General features: G+C 33.5%; 16 protein-coding genes. 10 read left to right on the top strand and 6 right to left on the bottom strand.

Annotated features, from left to right (window positions below; translation table 11 throughout):
- The first annotated feature begins 435 nt into the window (after positions 1-435).
- From ACRBBL_RS04350 to ACRBBL_RS04360, 3 genes are read left to right on the top strand one after another with little or no spacing between them, the layout of a single operon-like run.
- The gene (locus ACRBBL_RS04350; RefSeq protein ID WP_431367795.1) at positions 436-2805 is read left to right on the top strand and encodes an outer membrane beta-barrel protein; all 2370 of its coding nucleotides are present in this window, start codon (positions 436-438) and stop codon (positions 2803-2805) included.
- Positions 2806-2835: 30 nt separating this feature from the next.
- Positions 2836-3849, top strand: a complete 1014-nt coding sequence (locus tag ACRBBL_RS04355) for a sensor histidine kinase (protein ID WP_431367796.1) — start codon at positions 2836-2838, stop codon at positions 3847-3849.
- An 11-nt stretch (positions 3850-3860) separates the two neighbouring features.
- Positions 3861-4622 carry a LytR/AlgR family response regulator transcription factor gene (locus tag ACRBBL_RS04360; protein WP_431367797.1) on the top strand — a complete coding sequence of 254 codons (762 nt, stop codon included), beginning with the start codon at positions 3861-3863 and terminating at the stop codon, positions 4620-4622.
- Between the two features lie 408 nt (positions 4623-5030).
- Here ACRBBL_RS04360 and ccsA read toward each other — a convergent pair whose 3' ends face one another.
- From ccsA to ACRBBL_RS04380, 4 genes are all read right to left on the bottom strand, one after another.
- Positions 5031-8390, bottom strand: a complete 3360-nt coding sequence (gene ccsA, locus ACRBBL_RS04365) for a cytochrome c biogenesis protein CcsA (protein WP_431367798.1) — start codon at positions 8388-8390, stop codon at positions 5031-5033.
- Positions 8391-8655: 265 nt separating this feature from the next.
- Positions 8656-9045, bottom strand: coding sequence for a group III truncated hemoglobin (locus ACRBBL_RS04370; protein ID WP_431367799.1), 390 nt, complete (start codon positions 9043-9045; stop codon positions 8656-8658).
- Positions 9042-9482: a hypothetical protein gene (locus tag ACRBBL_RS04375; protein ID WP_431367800.1), complete on the bottom strand. Its 441-nt coding sequence runs from the start codon at positions 9480-9482 to the stop codon at positions 9042-9044. The genes ACRBBL_RS04370 and ACRBBL_RS04375 overlap by 4 nt, the downstream gene beginning before the upstream one ends.
- Positions 9483-9535: 53 nt before the next feature.
- Positions 9536-9820: a hypothetical protein gene (locus ACRBBL_RS04380; protein WP_431367801.1), complete on the bottom strand. Its 285-nt coding sequence runs from the start codon at positions 9818-9820 to the stop codon at positions 9536-9538.
- A 153-nt stretch (positions 9821-9973) separates the two neighbouring features.
- Between ACRBBL_RS04380 and ACRBBL_RS04385 the strand changes: the two genes are divergently transcribed.
- Genes ACRBBL_RS04385 through ACRBBL_RS04400 form a run of 4 tightly spaced genes read left to right on the top strand, consistent with a single transcriptional unit; the run spans position 9974 to position 12832 of the window.
- Positions 9974-10762 (top strand): Rossmann-like and DUF2520 domain-containing protein, encoded by a 789-nt coding sequence (locus tag ACRBBL_RS04385; RefSeq protein WP_431367802.1) that lies wholly within the window; start codon positions 9974-9976, stop codon positions 10760-10762.
- Positions 10752-11282 carry a KdsC family phosphatase gene (locus ACRBBL_RS04390; protein ID WP_431367803.1) on the top strand — a complete coding sequence of 177 codons (531 nt, stop codon included), beginning with the start codon at positions 10752-10754 and terminating at the stop codon, positions 11280-11282. The genes ACRBBL_RS04385 and ACRBBL_RS04390 overlap by 11 nt, the downstream gene beginning before the upstream one ends.
- Before the next feature lie 11 nt (positions 11283-11293).
- Positions 11294-12235, top strand: coding sequence for a geranylgeranylglycerol-phosphate geranylgeranyltransferase (locus ACRBBL_RS04395; protein WP_431367804.1), 942 nt, complete (start codon positions 11294-11296; stop codon positions 12233-12235).
- Between the two features lie 3 nt (positions 12236-12238).
- Positions 12239-12832: a Maf-like protein gene (locus ACRBBL_RS04400; RefSeq protein WP_431367805.1), complete on the top strand. Its 594-nt coding sequence runs from the start codon at positions 12239-12241 to the stop codon at positions 12830-12832.
- Between the two features lie 369 nt (positions 12833-13201).
- Here ACRBBL_RS04400 and ACRBBL_RS04405 read toward each other — a convergent pair whose 3' ends face one another.
- Complete coding sequence (locus ACRBBL_RS04405; RefSeq protein WP_431367806.1) at positions 13202-13942, bottom strand: tetratricopeptide repeat protein; 741 nt, start codon at positions 13940-13942, stop codon at positions 13202-13204.
- The gene (locus tag ACRBBL_RS04410; protein ID WP_431367807.1) at positions 13942-14481 is read right to left on the bottom strand and encodes an RNA polymerase sigma factor; all 540 of its coding nucleotides are present in this window, start codon (positions 14479-14481) and stop codon (positions 13942-13944) included. Before ACRBBL_RS04410 ends, ACRBBL_RS04405 begins: the two co-directional genes overlap by 1 nt.
- A 104-nt stretch (positions 14482-14585) precedes the next feature.
- Between ACRBBL_RS04410 and ACRBBL_RS04415 the strand changes: the two genes are divergently transcribed.
- Genes ACRBBL_RS04415 through ACRBBL_RS04425 form a run of 3 tightly spaced genes read left to right on the top strand, consistent with a single transcriptional unit; the run spans position 14586 to position 17599 of the window.
- On the top strand, positions 14586-15359 hold the full coding sequence (locus ACRBBL_RS04415) for a DUF4412 domain-containing protein (protein WP_431367808.1): 774 nt from the start codon (positions 14586-14588) through the stop codon (positions 15357-15359).
- 10 nt (positions 15360-15369) lie between these two features.
- Positions 15370-15921 (top strand): hypothetical protein, encoded by a 552-nt coding sequence (locus tag ACRBBL_RS04420; protein ID WP_431367809.1) that lies wholly within the window; start codon positions 15370-15372, stop codon positions 15919-15921.
- Positions 15922-15937: 16 nt separating this feature from the next.
- The gene (locus ACRBBL_RS04425) at positions 15938-17599 is read left to right on the top strand and encodes a T9SS type A sorting domain-containing protein (protein ID WP_431367810.1); all 1662 of its coding nucleotides are present in this window, start codon (positions 15938-15940) and stop codon (positions 17597-17599) included.
- Positions 17600-17604 lie beyond the last annotated feature (5 nt).

Here is a 17604-nt window from a genome sequence, read left to right on the forward strand (position 1 = left end):
GAAGCACTGCTTTTGTGTGCGCTCTGTCGAAAACATGATTTCCTTTTATTTCATGTTGATTGCTTTTTTCTTCCAGCCTATAAACGTATTACGACGTTTCAACCATAAATAGACAAGATACGCTACTCCGCCAACTTCCGTTAATAGTGTCAATATAATGACTATTAGAATCTTTAATACTATATAAAAATAGTACATCTGGCAAATTACAAACTGCCGACAAAGCCCTTAAAACCAACACCTTATAACCTTTTTCGGATTTAATATAGATCCTAATTTTGAATTCGTTTCATCAATTTCTCCAAATTAAAGTCTGCAAAAACTTAACGGTAAAAAATCCCCAATTCACCCTTTTTTAATCCCAATTCGGCAGAATCTGCTTTTGTAAAAGTTAATTCTGAAACATATTTGTACTATCAAATTAAACGAACAGTTATGTTAAAAACTTTACTCAACACTATTTTATTATTTGCAAGTTTCTCAATGCTTGCACAAAGTACCATTACAGGAAAAGTAATGGACGAATCAAAACAATTAGTAACTTTCGCTAACGTAGTCCTTTATGATAACGACAGCAATACAGCGTTGAAAGCGGTTATTGTTGAAGATAACGGAACCTATACATTTACCAATGTAAAAAACGGAAGTTATATTGTAGAAGCTTCCTTGTTTGGTTATAAAACCGAACGTTCTATTGTTTTAAATATTGATTCAAGCAAAAATGTCACTTTCGATTTTATCTTAAAAGAAGATATTCCCGAAAATTTAGGCGAAGTTGTAATCGTTGCTAAAAAACCTGTAATTACGCAAAATGCTGAAAAGTTAGTTGTGAATTTAGAAAACTCCGAAATGGTGAACTCTAATGTACGTGATGTCATGAAAAAAATTCCTGGTGTATTGATTACCAATGGAAATTTGAGTTATGCAGGACAAAGTAATATTCGCATTTTAATCAATGGAAAATCTACTAATTATATGGATATGGCAACACTATTACGTGAAATGCCTGCGGATAATATTGCCAAAATAGAACTCGTACAACAACCTGGTGCTGAATATGATGCAGATGGTTCTGGACCGCTGATTAATATCATTTTAAAGCGAAATGTAAAACTTGGAACTTATGGAACGGTAAAAACAATGGTTGGTCATGTAGATGATTTTATGTACAGAACAAGCGCTTCTATTGCTAGTTTTAAGGATAAAATTAATTGGCAAGCTAGTGCTAGTTATTCTAAATCTTCTTCTCGTGAAGACTTGCAACTTATTCGTCAGGTTGGAGATGAAGTATATGACCAAATTTCTCGCTCACCTTATGATCCAAATACATTAAGAGTTAGCGGAGGATTAGATTATTATATTAGTGATAAACACACTACAGGAATTAGCCTGCAACGCACAGGAAGTGACTCCGATAGAGTTACAGACAATGTGACCAACATTACAAGCAATGGAACTACAGAAATGTTAGTTACCGACAATAAATACGATAAAAACTGGTCATTGTATATTGTAAATCCATATTATGAATATGATGATGAAGTAAACAAGTTAACACTAGATTTTAATTATGTAAACTATAATTCTGATAATGAAAACAACTTGTTTCAAGTAGGACAAAGCAATGTTGCGTATGCGAATCAACGTTATTTTCAAGATGCTACTTATAAAATTCAAACCTATAAAGCAGATTATAAAAGAGTTTTAGGGAAAGACTTTACGATGAGCACTGGATTTAAATACTCGAATGTAGACTCTGATAGTGATTTACAATCATTGGTGCAGAATACTAGTGGCGATTTTGTAAATAATAGCAATCAAACCAATCGCTTTTTAATTGATGAAAGCATCATAGCAGCTTATTCAAAATTTAATTACAGTGTAGATAAATGGTCTTTTTCTGGTGGATTGCGTTGGGAACAAAGTAAAACTACAGGAACTTCTCAAAACCTAAATACTTCGTTAGATCGTACAATTTCTAAGTTCTTCCCTAGCTTGAGTGTTTCTCGCGAAATTACAGACGAAATTAGCGCAAACTTAGCGTATAGCTATCGCATACGACGTCCATCGTATGAATCACTAAATCCGTTTGTATATTACTATGATCCATTTACTTTTGAAGAAGGAAATCCAACTTTAAAACCTGCCTTAACAAATAGCTTGCGTTTTAACTTAACATACGAAAATCAACCCTTCTTTAGTGTTGGTTACAGTAAAACAGATGATGTATTGTTTCAAATTGTTTCTCAAAATGATGCTACTTCAGAAACCTCTCGTTCAACCATCAATTTAGCTCAAAACAAAAACTGGAGTTTTAGTCTTTTTGCGCCATTAAACTTTATAAAAGGTATTGAAGGATACACTGGAGTTATTGCAAATCATAACAGTTATACTTCTAAAAACTTAACTCCGCAATTAGACACGTCTAAATGGAGCGTAACGTGGTTTGCAAATGCTGAATACAAACTTCCTTGGAATATCAATTCGGAAATCTCTGGATATTATACTTCTGGCGGTTTAGACGGACAAATTGAATTTGATTGGATTGCAGGAATTGATATTGCATTCAGCAAAAAATTCATGAACGATCAATTAAAAGTTAGCTTAGAATTAGAAGAAATAGTTGATCGTAAGTTTATGGGAACTATCAATTATGACAATATCAATGCAAACATTATTAGCGATTGGCCAAGAAGAAACGTCTTTTTACAAGTAAGTTATAGCTTTGGTAAAAAATACAACAAATCTAAAAATAGAAAAAACAGTGCTGGTGATGAAGTTGATCGTATTAAAACGAAAAATTAATACTTTTTAACCTATTTTTAAAGTCTCATTATGGACACAAAACTGAACAGGTCGGATTTCATGCTTTTTGTTATTTATTATGGTATATCTACATTGATGACCGTATATGAATATTACAATGAAGAAAACTATCTAATCGAGTATTTTTTAGATATTTCAGCCTTTATTATACTAGATGTCGGAATGATTATGGTGTTCATGTATTGGTTGCTTCCTAATTATATTGTTAACAAAAAAAGATACATTCATTTTACTTTTTGGGCAATTATAACAATGGTTCTTGCAGGGTTTCTTGAACGTGTAGTGGGTATTTATAGTGGTGGTGGAGATTGGAGCAAGCTTCATTTTAACTTTCAATGGATGTTAAACTACATATCAAATACTGCAGAAAGTATTGGCTTGCCTTTTGGATTACTTTTAGCGAAAAAGTATTATGAAAATCAAATTATGTTTAGCACCATACAACAGAAGCAAAAAGAAAACGAATTGAAACTTTTGCGTTCACAGATCAGTCCGCACTTTTTATTTAATAATTTAAATACACTTGATGCTTTGATTGATAGCGATACGGAGAAAGCGAAAGAATATATAAATCGTTTGTCCTTAATATATCGGTATTTAATTCAAACCAAAGATTCGGAAGTGATGGAATTGACCCAAGAAATGAACTTGGCTGAAAATTATATATTTTTGATTAAGACTCGTTTTGGGAATGATTACGATTTTACAATCACCAAAAATGTATCGCTAGAAGATAAATTTGTTCCTACTGGCGCCATTCAAACCTTGTTGGAGAATGTTGCAAAACACAATCGTGCACAACATGGAAAAACCATCAAAGCACAATTGATCATTGATAAAGATTGGCTTACAATTTCCAACACAAAAAGTATGATAAAAACCAACAAAGATTCGTTAGGAACTAGCTTAAAAAACCTGGAATATCGATATCAATTACTTTCCGATCAAAAGCCTGTAATTACTGATACTTTGAACAATTTTTCAATCAAAATTCCAATTATTAAACTAAGTGACGAATCTTAAATTATAGTTTGATGCGTATATTAATTTTAGAAGATGAAATTCCTGCTTACGAGAAGCTTTTAGCCAATTTAGAAAGCTACTTTACCGAATCGTTTACACATGATTGGGCACGTTCCAATGATAAAGCACGTGAATTTTTAGCACAAGAAACTTATGACTTTATTCTGTCCGACATTCAATTGTTGGACGGAATTTCTTTTGATGTTTTTAATACCGTAAAAATAGAGTGTCCTATTATTTTCTGTTCGGCACATGATGAGTATTTGTTTGAAGCGTTCCGAACCAATGGAATCGCCTATATTTTAAAACCGTACACCAAAGAAGACATTAGTCAAGCATTGAACAAATTTCAATCATTCTTTAAAGCTGAGAGTTATCAACCAATTCACAATGATACAATCAACTTGTTGAAATCTGCGCTAAAGCAAGAAGAAGCGAACTATAAAAAACGTTTCGTTATAAAAAAATCAAAAGGAATTCAGTTATTAAATGTAAGTGATATTAGTTTGATAGAAGCTTCGGGTGATTTTTGTATGGCAATAGATGCTTCTGGTAAAAAACATCCGATTTCTCAGAATTTAGGAAGCATTCAACAGATGCTAAATCCTTTGAAGTTTTTTCGTATCAATCGAAGTCAAATTGCACATATAGAATACATTGAGAACATTGAAAGTCACTTTAAAAATCGTTTACTCATTGAGCTTACAGGAATCAAAGAAAAAGTAATGACGAGTTCGTCAACGACTTCCGATTTTAGGAAATGGCTTGAGTAGTTTGAAGTTTTAAATGATGAATTTTAAATGCTAAATGTTGAATTGCTGTGTTTTTAGAAACTCCTATACTTCGAATAACAAACCGTCTCTTTGAGTGAAATTCTAAATGCTAAATTTTAAATGCTAAATGTTGAATTGCTGTGTTCTTAGAAACTCCTATACTTCGAATAACGAATCGTCTCTTCGAGTGAAATTCCGAAAGAATTTTGTATCGAGAAGTACTTCGAAAACTAAACTTATAAACCAGTAAACTACAAGAAATCATAGTTATTCTCGATACAACAAATCGTAGATTTGCCACTCGAACTGACGTTATGAAAATTTTAAATGTTGAATTGCTGTGTTCTTAGAAACTCTTGAATTTCATAACTATTCTCAACTGCGCTCGAACTGACATTTGATAACAAATTAGGCTTTTAAAAACATAGAAATCAATCTCCGAAATAGTTTCATTACAGCATTAAATCTAGACTCATTTACTTTCTCGTAATGTACTTGATAACGCCAATACGCCAAAGCACCATACACAAGCCAAATGGTAGTTGCAGTGTATACAAATGGTAATCCTAAAACAGCGTCTCCTGTTGCATACGAGTGCAATCCGCTAAGGACAAAATTCACCCCAAAATACGTAAATAAAATAGAAGCAAACGCCGAAATAGACATCCAGTTAAAGAACCAACGTCCACGTAATCCTGGTACCAATCGCATGTGCAATATAAACGCATATACCATGATACTAATTAACGCCCATGTTTCTTTTGGATCCCATCCCCAATAACGTCCCCAACTTTCATTTGCCCACATTCCACCAAGGAAGTTTCCAATGGTTAACATGACCAAACCAACAGTAATCGCCATTTCATTAATGATAGTGATTTCTTTTAAGTTGATTTCCATACGTTTTTTGTTCTCTTTAGTTGTTAAAATAATCAACAATAAAGACACTACTCCAAGAATCATAGCCAACGCAAATGGTCCATAACTCGCTACAATCACGGCAACGTGAATAAGTAACCAATAACTGTCTAATACAGGCTGTAAGTTTGCAATATCTGGATCGAGCCAATTCATGTGTGCGCCCCATAAAATCATGGCAACGACAAACGTTGTCGCAGAAATAGTTAAATCAGATTTTCGTCCAAATAACAATCCAAATAACATGGTTGCCCAGCCTACATAAATCATTGATTCATAAGCATCACTCCAAGGTGCATGTCCAGATAAATACCAACGAACAACCAATCCTGCCGTATGCGCTACAAATAGTGCTATAACTAACCATTTAAAGACCGATATAGCAACGCGAATTCGTTTTCCATCTTTAAAAATTTGAGCAATGATAAGTACAAACATTAAGAAACCTATTAACAAATAATACATCATTAAGCGCTCAAAAACATTGACTTTGTTGTATAAAATTTCTACTTCTATTTGCGTATCAGAAGGCAGTACTGCGCCTCCCATTTCTTTCTGACGTTCACGCAAGTTTTTCACCATATCATCGGCCTGTTTGTAATTGCCCGATTTATGTGCTTCATTCAACATAAAGACATATACTTTCATCGCGTTTTTCACGTATTCCTCGTAACGCGCATCTTTTGGTTGAAAACCTACTCCTGGATTGTCAGTATACTCCTTATCAGAAATCCATTTGTTATTTTCATGATCTGGAAGCGGAAAAAGTTTAATGATATCACCTTGAATGGCTCTACTCAACAATCCTAACTTTAGATCGTATTCTTTAATTGCCTTTTGATATTGATTTGGTATGTTGGTAGCATACGCATCTTGTGTATATGCATTCAGTTTGTATTCGTTTTTTGGTGTGAAAAAATCCAACATGCTCGCATATTTATCACTTTTTTCAATACCAATGATGTTACGAATACTATCGTGTTTTTGACTTTTTACACTGATGATATTTGCACTATACCACATTTGTGGATATTGAATTATTGAGAGCAATACTTGTTCTGCAGATAAACCGTTGTACGTATTTGATTTGCTCAACTTACGAAGCAATTCTCGTGAGTACGTATGTGCTGGTTTCATTCGACCGTCTGTATCTTGAATGACCAAACGTGCAAATTTATCGGCGTGTTCTTGCGGAACTGCATTTGCAACAATGATAGAATCTATCTGCTCATCTGTGTATGATTTTATTTCATGTTCATGTCCTTTTCCTGGCGCATGATTGTGTCCTGCATGTTCATCTTTGACTTCTTTCGTAACTTCTGTTTGCGTAGTGTCTTTTGCTTGCGCTGAATTGTCTTGCGCAAATGTTCCCAAACTAAAGAGCAATGCTATAGTTGAAAGCAATTTTGCCTTTTTACTTTTGATTTTGTCCAATTGTTTTTTCAAAGCGCCAAAGCGTGTATTTTTATCAAATAGAATAACCATTAATGCTAAATACAGTAAAAAGTATCCTAAATACGTAATGTTTGTTCCCCAATAATCATGACTTACAGAAAGAATTGTTCCTTTTTCATCTCTATCAAATTGTGCTTGAAAGAAGCGATATCCTTGATTATCTAATACGTGATTCATGTAAATATCATAATCGTACGCTGGTTCTTTTTTATCTATCAACGTAACTCTACTCATAAACGATTTATAATTTCCGTCACTAATTGCTCCTGGATGACGTTCTGCTATAAAGTCATTGAGTTTAATACTGAATGGAAGTTTTAATCTTTCAGCTCCGTAAAACAGCCAAAAATCAAGTCCAGCCATGGTTATTTTCACAGGCTTCATGTCATATCCTTTTCCGCCCATTACACGTACTTCCTGTGTTTCGCCTTTACTAGAAACTTCTAAGATGACAGCATCAGCTTGGTCTTTTAGTTTCCCTGGAGTTTCTATAACACCTATTTTTCCTTTTACCGCTGGTTCAGGAATTACAAATTGCAATCCAGCTAAGTTGTATAGTGAAGCCAATTGAAATGGTTGCAAACTGTCTTTGTATACCGTGTTTTGCATACGAGTTCGCATCATCATATTTGTACCTTCAAACGGACTTTTTATGGTATAATTTCCATATTCATCAGCCATAATATTGATGGCACCATCTACAGGATTGTTGAACGTAATAAGAATATTATGTAAACTTTGCGCTTTTGCGCCTGCTTGTATGAAGTGATTGTGACGACTTCCTCCACCAGATTCAACAATCTTCAATAACTCTTGACCGTTTTCATCAGGTATAATTCCTTCTTCTGCACCTTCAATAAATCCTTTATAGTCAATCGTAAAATCTTGTCCATTAAAATCTCTATTCCAAGGAAAGCCTTGCTGTAACCAAGTTGTAGGTGCTATTCCTTCTGGAGAAATTAAATAATCACCTTTTAACGTACGCCTTTTTGGTTCACCATTAATTTCACCATCTACCCAAGCCTTGATGTATGTTTTTTCGGAAAGAAACGTGTTTTCTGTAGCTCCTTCACGAATTGGCATTACACCTTCATAACTAATATAGCGCGTAATAAACGCTCCTAGAATGATAAAAATAAATGACAAGTGAATGAGCAGTGTTGCCCATTTTTCTTTTCGAAGTAAGCGATATCGGAAGATATTTCCGAAGAAATTAATCATAAATAAAAGTATGATTAACTCAAACCACCACGTATTGTAGACATATATTTTTGATGTTATTGTACTGTATTCACTTTCAACAAAAGTTCCTATTCCCATGGCCAAAGCGAATGCAAAGAAAAGAAGTGCCATTAATCGTGTAGAGAAGAGAATATTCTTAATGAAATTACCCATTGTATAGCGTTATCGTTTAGATCAAAATTTCAGTATGCAAAAATACGGTATTTTACATAATTTAAAGTCTATTTAACATTGAATTTGCGCTTACATCTATTATAACTTGAAATTCCCTGAATAAAACACCCTTTTTCACTTTCTTCTTACTAAAAAAAGAAAGTATAGTATTAGCTATGCTTTCTTTTTGAAACTTGAAATCTTCTTTTACAGTAATTTAAAATTATAACTGGTAATCGTTACGAATATTTTAAGTGGAAGTATTTTATTTTGTGCTTCTAGCTTCAAACAATTTGATATAAATGAAAGTTCCAATTTTACGAGCTCTGTTTTTTGCAATGCTTACTTTTTCACCTTCAAAGAGTTCGTCTAAGGTTTGAATCCAGTAATTAAGCCATATTCCAAAGTGATGTTCATTTATAACATTACCAACTGCTACATCGACCTCAACATGCTTTTCTAAAGGATTTCCTTTGTATTTGTTGACAAAGAACAAGCTGCTTTCCCAAAAATCTGTCAAATGCTCTAAATGCGAGTTCCAATCATGAATACGGTTGTTGAATATTGGTCCAAGAACTTCATCCTTTCTAATCTTCACATAAAATGTAGTCACCAATAGATGAACATCTGTTCTGTTTTGTATGTCGTGCTTCATGAGCGCTTGGCTTGTTTTTTTATTTCATAAATACTTACCCACAATAATACAATTACTTTTATAATTTCTAGCAATACATAATTGATATGTAAAATTGAATCTTCTACAGGTTGATGCGCTACAATTTGTATAGCTCTATCGTCTAAAAAAGGAAGTAGTATAAATGTTTGAATCACTATAATAGCAATCAACATATGCAGTAAATAGCTTCTTTTAAAGTTTCCAGAAACCAATGTTAAAATAGTATAGATTACTAAAAAAATCACTTCTACTCTATTGAGCATCGTAAAAATGATTCTTCCAATACTAACACCTACACGTGTATCTACCAATTCAGATTGGAATTTGAGTGGCGCTTCCATAAAACTAATTGCCAATACCATTCCAACCCAAATTAGTGTAATTATGTATTTATGCACTTTTAAAAAATCCCACATTAGATGGATTGTTTTGTTGTATATATAACTACGTTGTTTTCAATTTGAAAAAACTAAATCGTATTAATCACAATGAACAACATATTAAACAACAAGCTCATTAATAATAAGTTAAATACAATTTTACCTTTTAACTGTGCTAAAATAGCTGCATTATAAAACGAAGTAAGTATCACACATAAAAATAGCTGTGCAAGACTTGAAATGGTGTCTAGTCCGTTCATTAAAATATACATAGTTGCAATTCCTCCTATACAACTTTGCAGTATAATTGTTAATGGGATGTACATAGTGTACTTCTCTTGAAATTCGTTGTAATATTGCGTATATAGTGTCATAATATTATATTTTTGTTTTGTTCTTGACAAATATCTACACTCTCAAAGTCTTAAAATATGATATTGGTCATATTTCGGTTTTTTACATGGTGAAATGTTTTGTGTTTGAGTTGCTTTTACAATCAATCTATAGAAAAGTAGGGTACGAATGTTTTGAAAACCACAAAGTGTTCTTATTTTTGCGGAATGGTTAAAGTAGTTATTTTAGGTGCTGGAAATATTGCACAACATTTATATACTGTATTTCAAGCTACAGAAAACATAACGGTTGTTCAGGTATATAATCGATCTGAAAAAGCACTAAAATATTTTAAAGACATGCAAACGACAATGAGTTTGAAAGATCTTGTTGAAGCGGATGTGTATGTAATCGCTGTGGCGGATGATGCCATTGCAAGCATTGCGAATAAGTTGCGATTTACAGATCGTTTGGTAGTGCATACGTCTGGAAGTGTTAGCATGCACGAATTACACAAAAAGAATAGACGTGGTGTGTTTTATCCACTACAAACCTTTACCAAAGGAACTAAAGTCGATTTCTCTAAGATTCCAATCTGTTTAGAAACAGGCGAAAAAGCTGATTTTAAAATTCTAAGAGCAATTGCAGATGCCATGGGAAGTACTTGGTATAAAATTAGTTCGGAACAACGTCGTGCATTGCATGTTTCCGCAGTATTTGTGAATAATTTTAGCAATCATTTATACCGAATTGCACATGAAATTTGTGAAACAAACAATGTTCCTTTCGAAATTTTAAATCCACTCATTCAGGAAACTGCAAACAAAATTAATACGTTAACGCCGTATATGGCACAGACTGGACCTGCAAAACGCGGCGATGATAAAACGATTAACGATCATTTAGCAATATTAGATACAAACATTCACAAAGAAATATATACATTGCTCACACAATCAATTTCAAAAACCTATGGAAGATAAAAGCTATAAAGAATATTTAAACCACATTACTACGCTTATTTTTGATGTAGATGGCGTTTTAACGGATGGAACTGTAACGGTAACCTCATCTGGAGAAATGCTACGTCGTATGAACATTAAAGACGGTTATGCATTAAAAGCTGCTGTAACTAGAGGTTATAATGTGTGTATCATTTCTGGCGGAACCAATGAAGGTGTTCGCAAGCGTTTACAAGGTTTAGGTATTACAGATATTTACTTAGGTGCGCATCAAAAAGTGGTGCAATTAGAAGAGTATCTTACCCAAAAAAATGTGAGACTTGAAAATGTATTGTACATGGGCGATGATATTCCAGATATTCCTGTACTAAAACAAGTTGGTTTGTCATGTTGTCCGCAAGATGCAGCCTACGAAGTATTGGAAATTTGCAAATACATTTCGCATGTCGATGGCGGAAAAGGTGCTGCAAGAGACGTCATTTCTCAAGTAATGCGTGTACAAGGAACTTGGGATAAGAATTTTGACGCTAAATACGATTAAATCAACAAGTCATGGCGAAGTTTCTTCAACTCATTCGTTTTCCAAACTTGGTCATGATTGCATTGACGCAATTCCTTTTTTATTACTATTGGATTCTTCCTTTTAACGATTGCTATATATCAACTAACTTATTTTCCTGTGTGGTATTTGCGACGATTTTGATTGCTGCAGGCGGAAATATCATCAACGATATTTTTGATGTAAAAACAGATCGCATCAACAAACCACACAAACTATTTATTGGTACATTTATCTCTAAGAAAAGTGCATATGTACTCTATTTATTGTTCACTTTCGTGGGAGTTGGCTTGGGAAGTTACGTTGGTTTCACAATTGATCGTTCGTGGATTTCTCTGATTTTCATCGGAATAGCCATATTGCTATTTATATACAGTTCGCATTTAAAAGGAATTCCTGTAGTCGGAAATATTGTAGTTTCGCTTTTGGTAGCCAGTAGTTTATTAATCTTGATTGCTTTTAACAAAGAACATACGGTTCGTGGTAAACACATGAATCTTTTCATTCCAGTTTCGCTCATCGCTATAAATGTGTACGCAAACTTCGCATTTTTAATCAATTTAATGCGAGAAATGGTGAAAGATATTGAAGACATTAATGGCGATTACAATGCAAATATTACAACTTTACCAATCATTTTAGGAAGAAATAGAGTCAATAAAATAGTAGCGGTATTGGCAGGTGTTTTAATCTGTTATATTTTATACATGACAAGTATTTATTTGGAGGGAAAAACGGTGACTACAATTTATGTGTTGTTTACCATATTATTACCTCTACTCTACTTTATCATTAAAATTTGGCAAGCAGATACCAAATATGAATACCGAATGTTGTCATTACTATTAAAACTAATTATGCTGTTTGGAATTTTGTCTACGCTTGTACTTTATTATTTTGATTCTGTTGATAAAATTGCGCTTTTATTACCATAAATTATGTTAGACACACTTTCTTCAACATACCATATCATTTTAGCTTCTGGTTCGCCAAGAAGGCAACAGTTTTTTAAAGATTTAGGATTGGATTTTGAAATTCGTCTAAAATCAGTAGATGAAATCTATCCTGAACAGTTGCAGCACCACGAAATTTCAGATTATTTAGCCAAATTGAAAGCGTCTGTTTTCAAAGAAGAATTAAAAGACAACGAAGTTTTAGTGACTTCTGATACGGTTGTTTGGCATGAAAATACTTCCTTAGCAAAACCACAAGATGCACAAGAAGCGTTTGACATGATTAACCTCATGAGTGGAAAAACTCATGAAGTCATTACCTCTGTTTGCTTTACCACTGCGACTTCGCAAAAAGTAGTGTATGAAGTTACCAAAGTGACTTTTGAAACCATGACAGACGATGAAATTTGGTATTACGTCAATAACTTTAAACCTTTCGACAAAGCTGGCGCCTACGGCATTCAAGAATGGATTGGTTATACCAAAGTTTCACGCATAGAAGGTTCGTATGCAAATGTGGTTGGCTTGCCAACGCATTTGGTATATAAAGTTCTTTCTGAGATTGAAACATTGTTTTAACGAATCGTCTATAAAAGTAAAAGTCGAAAGTAAAACTTCCGACTTTTATGAACTAAGGTATTTATCATATTATTTACAAGTACAAGCTGGATGTCCTAAAAAAGGATGGGAATCTTGTAGTATATAATATGTTGAATATAAATCGAAGTTCTTATTCCTCCCACTAGTTATTACCCTATAGCCAAGTTGGAAACTTTTTTACAATTATATTTTCTAATTAAATACAGCGTAAAATTAGTTGATAATGAATGCTTAAAAAAGAAAAGTCATTTACAATTCATAAATCATAAGCTCATAAAAACAAGTTTGTAATCGTTATTTATGAATTACGGTTCTAGTTTAGTATAAAAAAATGAAAGAGTTTCCTGTTTATTTTAATTTACTTTTTAACACGCTGCGTTCCTTGTTTTTAAAGGTAGTTTCAAGAGTATCCAAATATTCCAAGGCTTTTAAAGCTTTCTCGTTTTCGTCAAATTTGATATGAATCAACGCGCCATACCAATAAATTTGTGGTGCAAATCGTGTTTTTTTATGTTTTATTTCTCTAAGAATATCTAAAGCTGCTGTTTCCTTACCTAAATTGAGCAAACTCATTGCTTTGTAAAACAAAATGTCTGTACTTGGATTATCTAAACCAGCCAAGACTACATCAAACAACTGTACCGATTTCTCATAATTTCCTGATTCATAAGCTTGTGTAGCTTTAGAAAATACATCAGCATCTTGCTGCCCGCGTGTTATAGGTTGTAATGCATTCGGATACGGTTCAAAATACGTTGCATACAAGGTTTCATTCATATTTGCTTGCTGAATGATATAGTTTCCGATCAATCCAAAAAACAATAGTAATACAACAGCAATTGCCAAACGTATATTTTTATTGAATGGCTTTTTTGAAGTGTCAGATTCGTTCTGAGTTGCTTCCAATTGTTGCAAATGTGCCTTTAAATCGTCTTTTTCAGTTGCTTTGATAGCACTGTGCAAATTTTTGTGTTCAGTTACTTTTTGAGCAAAATCAAGATCGTTTTGTAACAATGCATCAAATTGTACTTGCTCCGCTGTATTCAACGTGCCTTGAATGTATTTTTGAATCAATTCTTCCTGTTCCATCAATCTTGTTTTATCAATGCTATTAACTTTTTCATACACCTAGATTTATGACTCTTTACCGTATTTGCATCTTTGTATTCTGTTTGACTCACTATTTCTTTGATGCTCAAACTGCGATAATAAAACAGTTTTAAAACCTGCTGACAGCTTTTGCCCAAATGACTAAAATATTTGCGCAATAGTTCTTGTTCATTAGTCAAAGTCGTTTCGTTCAAATCTATTTCCTCGTAATCATCTTCCACAACAATTCCGCCTACTAAAAGTTTTCGTTCTTTTAATCGATCATAAATTTTATGTTTTCCAATACTAAACAAATAGGTCTTTAATGTACTATTTTCAATATGTGTTTGCTTGGTAATAAAGTTTTGATACATGGCAATCACACTGTCTTGATATACGTCAATAAGGTCTTCTTTATCCAAATTGAATCGCAATCCATAATTCACAAAAGCATCTTTATAAGTCACGTACACTTCTTCCAATGCTTTTTTATCATCATTGCGCAGTCTCGATTGTAAACTTAATTGTTGCTTTTCCATTCAGTGTAAAATCAAATCAAAAGGTTAACGAAAAAATTTAAAAATGAGTTTTGTTAACCTTTTCCATTGTAAATATATAAAGAGGAAACGAAACGTAATAAATCATGAACACAATTTTTAAAACTTGCACTTGTATAGGCTTCTTTTTAGTGGCACAAAGTGCGAATTCGCAACTCTTAAAACGAATTCAAAACAAAGTAGAAAACAAAGTAGAGCAAAAGATAGAACAAAAAGCAACGGAAGAAGCTGAAAAAGCAGCCGACAAAATGCTCGATAAAGTATTGGGAAATAAAAAAAATAACAAAGGCAGCAAGGCTAGTAAATCGTACACATTCAATCAAAGCATTACACTAGAAATGCAAACAGAGGACAATGAAAAAGCGCAACTCGATTTTTTATTTGATAGTAAAAACGCAGAAGTCATCTGTATGAAATTAAACAATGATGGCGATGATTCTGGCGGAAAAGTATATGCAGTCATCACGCCTACGTCTAGTACAATGTTTATGGACATGCCAGGTATGAAGATTAAAAAGAAAGTTTCACAAGAAGAACTTGGGCAATTGGACTATTCAGATAAAATGCCACAACACGATGATTTGAAAAAAACAGGAAACACCAAAACGATTCTCGGATATACCTGTCACGAATATTCTTATGAAAATGAAGGTGGAAAAGTGCATGCTTGGGTTGCAAAAAACTTTCCGATCAAACAAAAATTTGTGCCAATTCTAGGGATGAAGAAAGAAGGTCCATTTGAAGGTTTTGTATTAGAATTACACTATAACGCATCCAACGAAAGTGGTACTATCAAAGTAATTAAAGTTGATACGAGCGCAACTGTAAAAATTGACGCAGACGCATATACTTCCATGTAAAACAAAACTTATGAAACATATATTTATAGCATTCCTATTGTGCAGCACAATAGCGTTTTCGCAAAGTAAAAAACATTTTATCACTATTACTTTTAGTGATGGACCTTTACAAGGAACACATACTTTTTATCCTGAAAAAGGAAATTACGCAAGTCAAGCAAATTTGGAATTATTTAAAGACGCTAGCAATGTAAACGCCTCTAAATTGATGACTAAAGATGGTTTTCAAGTACATTACATCAATCGTTATTTTATGGGCGAAGCTGTCGCTGGAACGCACAATCCTAAAAAAAGTACTTCGGGTTGCGGAAGCTTAAACTTTATTGACCTCAACAATAGCAAATCGTACAAACGTATTGATGGTGATTTTACTGGTTGCACGCAAACAACCATCACTAACGTATCTGCATGGAAAGACGGAATTGTCAAAAAACGCAGAACCGTTTCTGGTCATTTTGAAGATACACTTACCATGAAAATTAGAAACGACGATGGTTCCGAGCAAACGATAGAAACTACTGTAAAAGTTGAGTTTACCGTAAACGAATCTAGACGAAAATAATCTCAAAAAATACAAAATGAAAAAAACACTACTCGGATTTCTATTTCTTTTCGGGCTACAGGTAAACGCTCAATATACGTTTGAGCAAATCGATATCTGGTCTGGAAGCAATGGAAGTTCTCCAAAATATATAACCGAATTTAATGGCGAATTGTACTTTCAAGCTTTTGAAATAACGCCATCATTCAAAAAACTATACAAAAGTGACGGAACTGACGCAGGAACACAAATTATAGCTAGTAATTTAAATAGCGGTGCTGGTTATTCCCCTGAATCTTTATACGTAATGAACGGCGAATTGTACTTTACAGCTTTTGTTTCTGGCGTTGGTACAGAATTATACAAAACGGATGGAACTGATGCAGGAACGATTTTATTAAAAGATATTCGCGCTGGCTCATCTAGTGGTTTGGATTTTAATTCGAATGACGACAATCAATTGTTTGTAGAATACAATGGTGAATTATACTTTCGCGGAAGCACCAATTCTTCTATTGAACTTTGGAAAACTGACGGAACACCAACTGGAACAGTTTCCGTAAAGAATTTTGAAGATGCTACCAATGGTGCGCCTTCGTTTATTAGCACTTCTGGAAAAAGCATCCTTGGAACTGTGTATAACGGATTGCTTTATTTTTATGTGAATCGTGGCGGAAATGGCGAATTGTGGAAAACTGACGGAACAACTGCCAATACAGAACTTGTACGTAGCAGTTTGAAAAATATTGCGGAAATGATGGTGTTCAATAACGAATTGTACTTTGTTTCTGGTGATGATACTTTTACAGAAGGACGCGAATTGTGGGTTTCTGATGGAACTTTTGCAGGAACAACCATAAAGCATGATATTTTCCCAAACAACCTAAATCCTGCATTTGGTTTTGGAAGCAGCCCTTCTGATTTGACCGTTTTTAATAACGAATTGTATTTTAAAGCGAGAAGTTATAGCGGAACTTCTGGACAAATTATAGGATCTGAACTTTGGAAAACCAATGGAACAACCGCAAACTTGGTAAAAGATATTGATACCGACAATCTTGCTAGCGGATTGAATATGCCAAACTTCACCATCTACAACAACGAATTGTACTTTGCTGCTTCCGACAATACAACATCTGACTTTGAATTGTGGAAAACTGATGGAACAGAAAGTGGAACTGTAAAAGCCGTAAGTTCAACAGACACAGGAGAATCCATCGATTTTTCAAAAGCAATTAATTATGCAAACAAGCTATTTTACTTTGATTCACAACAATTATGGGTTACAGATGGAACTCCAGCAGGAACCGAAGTATTAACTGGAAATTCAGAAGAAATCTTATTAATTTCTACTTTCTCATTGATTGAATTCCAAAATAAAATTTGGTTCTCAGGAACAAAATCTGGAAACGGAAATGAGCTTACGAGTCTGCAAGATGCTAGTGTGTTAAGTAGTACCGATTTTAAGGTAGAAACGATGTCTATGTATCCAAATCCTGCTTCAAATACTATTCAGTTTTCGGGTATTAGAAATCGTTTGCAATATCGAATTTACAATACACTTGGAAATTTAATTGCTCAAGGCAGCATAGATAACTCTCAAAAATCTATTGATATTTCTATGATTACTTCTGGAATGTATCTAGTTGAAGTTACAGCCAATACACAATCAAAAACATTCAAATTATTAAAAAACTAGCTCAC

It is taken from the genome of Kordia sp., assembly GCF_050633145.1.
Lineage (GTDB): Bacteria > Bacteroidota > Bacteroidia > Flavobacteriales > Flavobacteriaceae > Kordia.

Excerpts from the sequence above, each read along its gene's own strand:
- ACRBBL_RS04350 (WP_431367795.1), top strand. The coding sequence starts at position 436 with ATGTTAAAAACTTTACTCAACACTATTTTATTATTTGCAAGTTTCTCA.
- ACRBBL_RS04410 (WP_431367807.1), bottom strand. The coding sequence starts at position 14,481 with ATGGAAAAGCAACAATTAAGTTTACAATCGAGACTGCGCAATGATGAT.
- ACRBBL_RS04425 (WP_431367810.1), top strand. The coding sequence starts at position 15,938 with ATGAAAAAAACACTACTCGGATTTCTATTTCTTTTCGGGCTACAGGTA.
- ACRBBL_RS04370 (WP_431367799.1), bottom strand. The coding sequence starts at position 9,045 with ATGAAGCACGACATACAAAACAGAACAGATGTTCATCTATTGGTGACT.
- ACRBBL_RS04420 (WP_431367809.1), top strand. The coding sequence starts at position 15,370 with ATGAAACATATATTTATAGCATTCCTATTGTGCAGCACAATAGCGTTT.
- ccsA (WP_431367798.1), bottom strand. The coding sequence starts at position 8,390 with ATGGGTAATTTCATTAAGAATATTCTCTTCTCTACACGATTAATGGCA.
- ACRBBL_RS04375 (WP_431367800.1), bottom strand. The coding sequence starts at position 9,482 with ATGTGGGATTTTTTAAAAGTGCATAAATACATAATTACACTAATTTGG.
- ACRBBL_RS04400 (WP_431367805.1), top strand. The coding sequence starts at position 12,239 with ATGTTAGACACACTTTCTTCAACATACCATATCATTTTAGCTTCTGGT.
- ACRBBL_RS04415 (WP_431367808.1), top strand. The coding sequence starts at position 14,586 with ATGAACACAATTTTTAAAACTTGCACTTGTATAGGCTTCTTTTTAGTG.
- ACRBBL_RS04360 (WP_431367797.1), top strand. The coding sequence starts at position 3,861 with ATGCGTATATTAATTTTAGAAGATGAAATTCCTGCTTACGAGAAGCTT.
- ACRBBL_RS04380 (WP_431367801.1), bottom strand. The coding sequence starts at position 9,820 with ATGACACTATATACGCAATATTACAACGAATTTCAAGAGAAGTACACT.
- ACRBBL_RS04405 (WP_431367806.1), bottom strand. The coding sequence starts at position 13,942 with ATGGAACAGGAAGAATTGATTCAAAAATACATTCAAGGCACGTTGAAT.
- ACRBBL_RS04395 (WP_431367804.1), top strand. The coding sequence starts at position 11,294 with ATGGCGAAGTTTCTTCAACTCATTCGTTTTCCAAACTTGGTCATGATT.
- ACRBBL_RS04355 (WP_431367796.1), top strand. The coding sequence starts at position 2,836 with ATGGACACAAAACTGAACAGGTCGGATTTCATGCTTTTTGTTATTTAT.
- ACRBBL_RS04390 (WP_431367803.1), top strand. The coding sequence starts at position 10,752 with ATGGAAGATAAAAGCTATAAAGAATATTTAAACCACATTACTACGCTT.